General features: G+C 35.4%; 7 protein-coding genes. 4 read left to right on the forward strand and 3 right to left on the reverse strand.

The genetic code is table 11. The annotated features are described in order from the left end of the window. From MW688_RS17935 to MW688_RS17945, 3 genes are all read left to right on the forward strand, one after another. The coding region (locus MW688_RS17935) for a salt stress protein, Slr1339 family (RefSeq protein ID WP_486737382.1) at positions 1-443 on the forward strand (443 nt) is incomplete at its 5' end. Between the two features lie 175 nt (positions 444-618). Beyond that, on the forward strand, positions 619-1197 hold the full coding sequence (locus MW688_RS17940) for a TerD family protein (protein ID WP_486737383.1): 579 nt from the start codon (positions 619-621) through the stop codon (positions 1195-1197). A 61-nt stretch (positions 1198-1258) separates the two neighbouring features. After that, entirely contained in the window at positions 1259-1864 is a 606-nt protein-coding gene (locus tag MW688_RS17945) for a TerD family protein (RefSeq protein ID WP_486737384.1), read from the forward strand. Between the two features lie 43 nt (positions 1865-1907). Here MW688_RS17945 and MW688_RS17950 read toward each other — a convergent pair whose 3' ends face one another. After that, positions 1908-3233 carry a hypothetical protein gene (locus MW688_RS17950; RefSeq protein ID WP_486737385.1) on the reverse strand — a complete coding sequence of 442 codons (1326 nt, stop codon included), beginning with the start codon at positions 3231-3233 and terminating at the stop codon, positions 1908-1910. An 855-nt stretch (positions 3234-4088) separates the two neighbouring features. Here MW688_RS17950 and MW688_RS17955 point away from each other — a divergent pair. Further along, complete coding sequence (locus MW688_RS17955; RefSeq protein ID WP_486737386.1) at positions 4089-4856, forward strand: transposase; 768 nt, start codon at positions 4089-4091, stop codon at positions 4854-4856. 240 nt (positions 4857-5096) lie between these two features. Here the strand turns inward: MW688_RS17955 and MW688_RS17960 are convergent, their stop codons facing one another. After that, positions 5097-7337, reverse strand: coding sequence for a GUN4 domain-containing protein (locus tag MW688_RS17960; RefSeq protein WP_486737387.1), 2241 nt, complete (start codon positions 7335-7337; stop codon positions 5097-5099). A gap of 403 nt (positions 7338-7740) precedes the next feature. Then, positions 7741-8406 (reverse strand): hypothetical protein, encoded by a 666-nt coding sequence (locus tag MW688_RS17965; protein ID WP_486737388.1) that lies wholly within the window; start codon positions 8404-8406, stop codon positions 7741-7743. Between the last annotated feature and the right edge of the window lie 230 nt (positions 8407-8636).

The following is an 8636-nucleotide window of genomic DNA, read 5'->3' on the forward strand; positions in this document are numbered from 1 at the left end:
AAACATCTTCATCAGAGAGTGAAGATATCTTTAGCCAATTAAAACAAAACCGTCAGCAAAAACAGGCAACTACTCCCGAAACATCTTCATCAGAGAGTGAAGATATCTTTAGCCAATTAAAACAAAACCGTCAACAAAAACAGGCAACTACTCCAGAGACATCTTCATCAGAGAGTGAGAATATCTTTAGCCAATTAAAACAAAACTATGAAAGTAAACCAAAAAATCAACCTAAAACTTCTTATCGAGATAATTTAGAAGATATAGTTAAAGCAGAACAAAGAAAACAACAACAGCGTAAACAATTAGAACAAAAAGCTCAACAATTCTTAAAAGATTTACCTCCTGACTCTAGTGAAGGGTTTTGGTTTGCAGAATTTGCTGAATCTTATCCATCAAGACTAGAAGCAGCAATAGATTATCTGGAATTTTTAGAGCAATAAATCTTCATTCTAGTAAGGTTATCCACAAACCTAGAATTTTAATAAATCTGCCGAACTCATAATTTTAAGATGTAGATATTTCCGAATTAACAAGGGTTGACTTCCGAATTCCCAATTGCTGTGGCCGGGTTATACTTGAACTGTAAAATTATTTTGCATCTGGAGAATTATTATTATGGGAATTTCTTTAAGCAAAGGAGAAAGAGTCTCTCTAGAAAAAGTTTCCCCTGGTTTAGAAGCTGTAATGGTGGGGTTAGGTTGGGATCTTAAAAAAGTTGATTCAGGTACAGATTTTGATTTAGATGTTTCTGTCTTTTTGTTAGGTAGTGATGAAAAATTAGTTTCTGACAAACACTTAATATTTTATAACAATCTCAAAAGTCCAGATCCAAACCATTCTGTAGAACATTTAGGCGACAACTTAACAGGTGTAGGAGAAGGAGATGATGAGGTAATTCTAGTTAACCTCAAGAAAATCCCTCAAGAGGTAGAAAAATTAGTTTTTGTTGCCACTATCCATGAAGCTGATGCAAGAGGACAAAATTTTGGCCAAGTTAATAACGCTTTTATTCGCCTAGTTGATGTAAAAACAAAATCAGAAGTACTTCGTTATGATTTAACTGAAGATTACTCAATCGAAACCGCCATGATTATTGGAGAAATTTATCTTAAAGGCGGTGAATGGCGTATGAATGCTGTGGGATCTGGTTACCAAGGTGGCTTGGCGGCAGTTTTAAATCGTTATCAAAACTAGAATGTAGAGTGTGGGCTATTATTGCCCACAAATCAACCTCAATTTAATTTATGGAGAAAAAATGACAATTAATCTGCAAAAAGGTCAAAGAATTTCTTTAAAAAAAGAAGCCCCTAATTTAACTAGATTAATGTGTGGTTTAGGTTGGGATGTGGCTGACAAAAAGTCTAGTAATCTTTTGGGTGTGTTTAACAGTACACCAGATTTTGATTTAGATGCCTCAGTTTTGTGTCTCGATAGTCAAGATAAACTGAAAAGTAATCAAGATATTGTGTATTTTGGTAATTTGCGACATCATTCTGATTCAATCATACATTTAGGAGATAATCTTACAGGCGCCGGAGCTGGAGATGATGAACAAGTTATTGTCAACTTACCCCAAGTGCCTCTTAGTATCTGTAAACTAGTTTTTGTAGTGAATATTTATGAGTGCCTAAAACGAAAACAAGATTTTAGCCAAGTAAAAAATGCTTTTGTTCGTCTGGTAGATGTAGGAAATAATAACAAAGAAATCGCCCGCTATACCCTTTCTGGTAATCAGTATAAAGGCAGTACTGGTTTAATTTTAGCTGAGGTTTATCGTCACAATGATGAATGGAAGATGGCCGCTAGTGGTGAAGGAATCACAACCAACGGTCTTAAGGACTTATCTAAATTATATTCCTGATCCTCACATTTCTATGAATTCATCACGATAATTAGGAAAAAATTCAATCTGATTCAGATTCTAATCGTCTTCGCCACTCCTCATCTATTTGATCTGCTCGTTCTAAATCTTGTTCGAGTAAATCTTTGTCTGTAGAGTAAATAATATCTTGCTCATCAATAACTTTGCTTGTAGCAAATTGCTGGGCATAATTGATTTTATCAACTAATTTTCGTGAAGGTTTTTCGAGAAGAATTGCTTTGTCCTGACGTTTTTGGTTACGCTTTTGAATGGCTTGATTCTTGCCCTGTAACCAAAAATAACGCCCTAGAGGTATGACTAAAAAAGCGATCGCGTATGCTAACAAAATCCCATAAATAGAGGCCACAAAAGTTAGTAAGCTTCCTAATTCACTAATTGAATTATTCTTTAACAAGTAACCGAGAACTAAAACAAGAACAAAATTAACACCCCCTAAAATAATTGCTCCGATAATTTGACCACTGCCTGCGGCACTAAAACGCCATAATTTTTCTTGTAAATAGGGAGCAACTGGTTCAACCTGTCGTTTATTGGCCGTTACTTGTAAATCAGGAAAGTAGTAAATAATCTCACCTTGATCTGAAACTTCTGGATAACCGTTAAAACGAGTTAACACAGGCAGTAAATAATCTTCGTTATCACTGGTGGAAACTTCAGCATTATCTAAATAGGGGGCAATTTGTTCAGCAACTACGGCACACCGATGAGAAGAGATAACTTTACCAATCTCTTGCCAACGACGTTCTTCTAAGTTAGCATTGGGGTTGCCATCTCCAAACAAAAAGGAGAAGACTGCTTCGAGAAAATTCATTTTATTTTCTGGCGATCGCCTAGAACTTTGTCGGGATTGACGGGGTTGATAACCATAATCCCAATTAAAAAACCACCAAAAATCTGGACCAATCAAAAATCTAGGGAAAAATATCAAACCTCCACCCCTGCCGGAATCATTACTACCAACATCTGAGTTTTCATCTCTACCACTTGTACTAATAGTAATCACGAAAACAGAGATCGCTATTAACAATAGCAAGATAGAGAGAATTAAAATAATACCAAAAGAAATACGAATTAGATAAAATAAAACCCTCCATATTTTTTGCCACCATGTTTGTAAACGCAACTGCCAATATTTATTACGTAAAATCCCTCGGAAATTCTTAGGGAAAAGATATAAAATATCACCTGTTTCCGCAACTTGTAAATGTCCACCTGCTGTGGAGGCTAAAGCTAATAATTCCTGTTGAACTAAATTAATTTCTAAGCCGGCATTAGCTGCTACGTCACCTACTGTAACGCGGTAACCCAGTTTTTCCACAGAATTCATGACAGCGGGTAGGGGAGTCATTACCTTTATCTCCATAAATCATCTTCACTTAGTTAAATTTTAGTTGCAAAAAAAGCTTATCGGCGATTCCAAAAGGAAGCTCTTTAAAAATAAAGTTGTATAATTTTTTCACATCAACCTTAGAGGATTAGGTAGTTTGTTGGGTTATCTCCCTGCCCAACCTACAAGAAGTGCGATCGCTTAGTTAAATTTTAGTTGCAAAAAAAGCTTATCGGCGATTCCAAAAGGAAGCTCTTTAAAAATAAAGTTGTATAGCAAGCTCGCCTTGTAGATGTTTACAACTGTGATAAAAAGCCCCCCTTAGTAAAGGCAGGGCTGTTTTGTTCTTGACAAAGAAAATGGTGAGGAAAAGCAGGGAGCAGGGAGCTTCTGAGCAGGGAGAGGGGATTTTTTGCTAATAATAAATCCCCTTTTTTCTAATAATAGCTAAAAAGAGCGTCAACTTTTGTTGTGTCTAGCTTCTAGCTTACGACAAAATTTTAGAATAAAACAGCCCTGCCTTAGTAAAGGGGGGTTGGGGGGAAAAGTTTGTGATCAATCAAAATATATTGTGTTAACACGAACTACTGCTATATAATTTTTTCACATCAACTTTAGAGGATTAGTAGTTTGTTGGGTTATCTCCCTGCCCAACCTACAAGAAGTGCGATCGCTGCACCTCTGGTCCACTATTAAATATTTCTATTATATTAGACAAGAGATTACTACCGAATCGCCCTAGTTAAGGTTTATAATCATTCACATTGTATAACTTATTTTTAGATGAAGCGATCGCCAAAGTTGAGGCCCAATTACGTCAACAAAAAAGAACCAGATTATTAAAAAGATTAAACTGCAATTAATTAATTAAACACTATGAGTACATCTTATCATGTAACTACTCGTTGTAACAATCGCGAGTTTCGCCTTACTCGTTTAGAATGTCGCCAGATTTTACTATATGTGTTAAAGCAAGCAATAATTAAACATCAATTTAAGCTTTATGCTATATGTATCATGTCTAACCATATTCATTATTTAATCGAACCAAAGCAACCAGAAGATTTGCCTAAAATTATGCACTTTATTAATTGGTATTCGGCAATGTGTTTTAATCGCATGTTAAAAAGAACTGGTCACTTTTGGGAAAAAAGATATCATAAAACTAGCTTTGCTAATTCTGACTACAGAAGAGCGTTGAATACCCTAAGATATATTCATGGAAATCCTAAAGCCGCTGGGATGCAAAAAGGTTTTTTCTTCGATTTTAGTAATTATGGCGTTTATGAGAGATTAGGAGATGATGGTTTAACCACATGGCACCCAGCTTTTTTAAGTTTAGGAGAAAATTTAGAAGAATGTGCCTACAAATATCGTCAATTTTGCAATAATTATCAACCTCAAGAAAAACAGTATAAGAAGTGTTACTGGGGAGATAATTTATTACCCAAATTAACTAGATTCAGCAAAAAGAAAAAGGAAAATCAAAAAATCAAGAATACTCAGGCAAATCAAAAAGCTAAAGAGATTTATCAAGATTGGCGAAACCGCAATTCAAAAGTAGTAGAAGTGGCAGAAAAGTTTATCTTAGCTAATTGTTATAATCAGTCTGTAGTTAAAGAGTTTTTAAAAAATTATTACTGAATTCAAGCAATTATCATAGGCTTATTGTATCTTTTTGTCCCCTTTTATGGGCTTTTTTGTATAAAATATTACTTTTTTCTCTATATTTTTAGAAAGATTTCGTCGAGCTGCGTGTGACATTTTGTTTTTTTAATAAATACATCGTGCCGGGGTAACAGGTAATTAATCGCTGAAACTATTATGATTAGGTGGTTGATCTTTTTGTAGAAAAAAACTTGATCTCTCTAAAGCCTAGTGGTGCTATACTTTAGAGAAGAGAAAAGAATACCAACCCTCCCCCAACTCCAAAACCCACCCACTACCCACCACAAAACCAAAAATGCGAAATGCGGGGAGGTGTCCTTGTGGAGAAGTTGTAGTAAAAGAAAGCTGATTATATGCCTTCCATTTTCCCATATTGTTCCCATATTTCCAGCCAATGCGATCGCCAAATTTATTATAGGCATTACTATCATACTCTCCCGGGGTGCCACCACATTCAATGTAAATTTGTTTTTGCACCGAGAAGCCGAAATGACCTTTACTATATTTTACCCATAAGTCATCAATTATTTTCAACTCTTTTGAAGGAAAATTGCGACAATCATCAGAACTTAAATAACCTTGTTGTTCTCGATTCATGATTTGCAGCATCAATCTTGCTGTCTCTTCATCTGCGGCTTGCCATTCTTCTGTTTCTAACAAAGACTTTAACCTATCGTATCGAGGATCTATTGGTTCATCAGGTACTAATTGTTCATCAGGTAGTGGTTGCAATAATTTTGGAATAGTACCCCAGCGCTTTAAAAACTGCCAGCCAACTAAAAGACTACCTATTCTCGCTGTTTGACTGCTGTCAATTCCTTCTACCTCTTTAACTTTATCTAATAACTGACTTAAACTGTCTAAGAAGGGTTGGTCTTCTTGATAGATAATATTTTTGAGAAGTTGACAATCTTCATCCACATTTACATCAAATACCTTATCCCTAGAAATATTATTCCCCTGTAACCAATCAGATAAAGCCTTGTTACCTTGTTGTAAAGCTAAATACTTGTATTCATCGGGTAAATCTGCCAAAGTTAAGGCAAACCGCATTCTAATTTCTGGCATTGCCCCAGAAAAATCCTTCTCAAAACCATCATAAATATCACTATATCCCTCAACAAGTTCGATAATATTTTTTTGCCAAAACTCTGATGTTAATAAGGGGTTTTTCGCATATCTTTGCAGCAGATAAGGGAATAAGCTAGGCAAAAGCGGTGTATTTTCCCAAGAATGTTCAAAAAATAGAATATCGGCGCAAAAAGAAATAGTTAGACAATGCCAAACTGCTAAACATTGATAAAAGTTTTTAATATCTTCGAGGGTAATCTCTAAAGATTTACCGAAGGGAAAATCTGATGTATCAATTCCGTTTTCTTCTAATTCCTCTTTTTCTGCTATCTCTTGCTTGTATCTTTGTAAATTTACCTCTTTTACACCTCCCATTTTTTTGATATAGTCTTCTGATTTACCCATTTCTGTGAGTTTTTCACGAGTTTTCTCCCAAGCAAGGGCATTTTGCAAAGCTGATTGATATGCTAATTCATGGAAAGGATAACGAGATAAAATGCTTGACTCTACTAAGGGTAAACTTCCCCCACTCCAATAACCTAAACGAAAATTCAGCTCATCTCCAGGGATAATTTCTGATTCTAAGACCAACACAGGAATTGCTTTTAAGACACTATGAAGTTGCTGTAAAGCCGCTCCACCTCCTTGTCTTTTAGTTAACCACGCCTTATCCAGGAGTTGTACAGGACGTTGATGATTGTTTAAATAGCCTTGATGCAAAAATTGACGGATTTCTTCTGCTAAAAAACTTTCTAACCCTGTTTTATAGGGTTGAGAAATACTCGAATCATAATCTAATACAGGAGGAGAGAGGAGAACTTTGAGAGGCATCACTTCATAACTTAGAGAATTCTCTAGTAAATCAGATGCTAAGGTAGATATAGCGCTTTTATCTTCTCTGATTCTCTCCCTAATTTGTATCAAAGCGCTTTCGTGTTGAGTTCTTTGTAATTCCCTTTGAAAGTTTTGCTGCAACTGCAACATCTCGTATTGCAGTTTTTTTTCTTGTTCAAATCGCCACTTCTGAAAATTCAAGTTTTCTTGATGAATGGCCACATTTACCGATTGACGAAATATTTCTAGTTCCTTCGCTTTCTCTGCATTAAACTCAGCTATTTCTCTAGCATTTCTGGCATTAAACTCAGCTATTTTTTCTTGAAAATTTTGATTATTTAGTTGTTGTACATAAGAAAACTTCATTTGAGTTAACTGCATTCTCTCAGCGTTTTCTCGATTCAGGCTGCTTAATTTTTCAGAATGTTGACGATTGAGAACACCTTGCATTTCTGAAGATACCCGATTTTTATGGACAGACCAAGCACTAGATAACGCACTAATAGCTAAACCGCCTCCATACAGTAGTGCCATTGATAATGGGTCAACCATAGTTTTTTTATCTCCTGTGAGTTTATATTGGTGTAAGTATAGTTTGGTGGTTTTGTCCACCCTCTTTTCATAAGGATGTTTGTAAACATCTTTCTTAAGATAAAACTTGACAAAGCCATAACTTGTATATGAGTGCTTTTTTAGATTTTGTCTAAGAAATTAATGTATGATAATATACATTTTATCGAAACCTTAAGTAATTTTACTTAAAAGGTCTTTCCCGTACTCCAGTACTTTTTTATAAAGCATAGTTAATAACCAGATGCGCGTATTAGAAGGAGTATAAACATAAAGACAAGCGCGAAAACTAGATTTAGTCTAATATTAAATATCACTGACAAAACCCAGTTTAAGCGCCATAACAGCTTTACTTGTAATTACAAGTATACCAAGAGCTTCTGGATTAGATTTCACTAGCCTTTTGTCTCAGTCTATTTGCTTCTGCTTGGTGTGCTTCCGCCTCAGCCATTTTATGGGTTGCTTTACTGTCATAGGTCTCAGACCCTGGAATATGATCATGACGCCACTCTGAGGCCACTTTACTATTCCATTGAGAATCTTTTTTAGCTTGGTCAGCTAATGTTTGCTCTTGTTGAGCCTTTTTCATCAACTCTGAAGCCTTATCAGAACCAGTTCGGAGGGTTGAATCATGATGAGAGTGGGTATTACTTAGGTTGTGAGAATCATAAACAGTATGGGAATTACCGAGATGGTGTTGTTCTAATAAACTATTATGATGATGATTATACTGGTCCATCAAAGATTGATGATTAGTCTCAGATAAAAGAGAATGGGATTGATTGAAAGAATGGTCTAAAGATTGGTGCTGATAATCAGTTAAATGCTGAGACTCAAGGGGATTATGTAGGGAAGAAGGTTCATGAATTCCCATTGGATTATGTGAGATACCCATTTGTTGTGTATCTAATTGGGTATTGAATTGAGTATCTAGTTGTGTGTCTAGTGGATTAGGCTGATGCTGTAACTCTTGAGGGTTATTAAGCTCGTTATTTAGGTTATGGTCAGTGTGAAGGTTATGTAAGTTATGGTCAAAATTGTGCAAATCCATAATTCAATTTCTCTAAAAGTCAAGTTAGTGATACGACACAGGCATTAATATTGAGGCAAGATTACAATATTAAAATTCAATACTTTTATTATAGTCACACTTTTTCGTTTTGTAAGGAGACAGAATGAGTAATGAGTAATGAGTCTTGAAGTAATGAGTAAGAAGTAAGAAGTAAGAAGTAATGAGTAAAAGAATTGATGTTAAACCCCTAGGAGACAAAGATTATAGAG

Source organism: Johannesbaptistia floridana (assembly GCF_057440575.1).

What these genes read in the sequence shown, in the direction of transcription:
- MW688_RS17940 (WP_486737383.1), top strand. Translation starts at nt 619, where the DNA reads ATGGGAATTTCTTTAAGCAAAGGAGAAAGAGTCTCTCTAGAAAAAGTT.
- MW688_RS17945 (WP_486737384.1), top strand. Translation starts at nt 1,259, where the DNA reads ATGACAATTAATCTGCAAAAAGGTCAAAGAATTTCTTTAAAAAAAGAA.
- MW688_RS17950 (WP_486737385.1), bottom strand. Translation starts at nt 3,233, where the DNA reads ATGACTCCCCTACCCGCTGTCATGAATTCTGTGGAAAAACTGGGTTAC.
- MW688_RS17955 (WP_486737386.1), top strand. Translation starts at nt 4,089, where the DNA reads ATGAGTACATCTTATCATGTAACTACTCGTTGTAACAATCGCGAGTTT.
- MW688_RS17960 (WP_486737387.1), bottom strand. Translation starts at nt 7,337, where the DNA reads ATGGTTGACCCATTATCAATGGCACTACTGTATGGAGGCGGTTTAGCT.
- MW688_RS17965 (WP_486737388.1), bottom strand. Translation starts at nt 8,406, where the DNA reads ATGGATTTGCACAATTTTGACCATAACTTACATAACCTTCACACTGAC.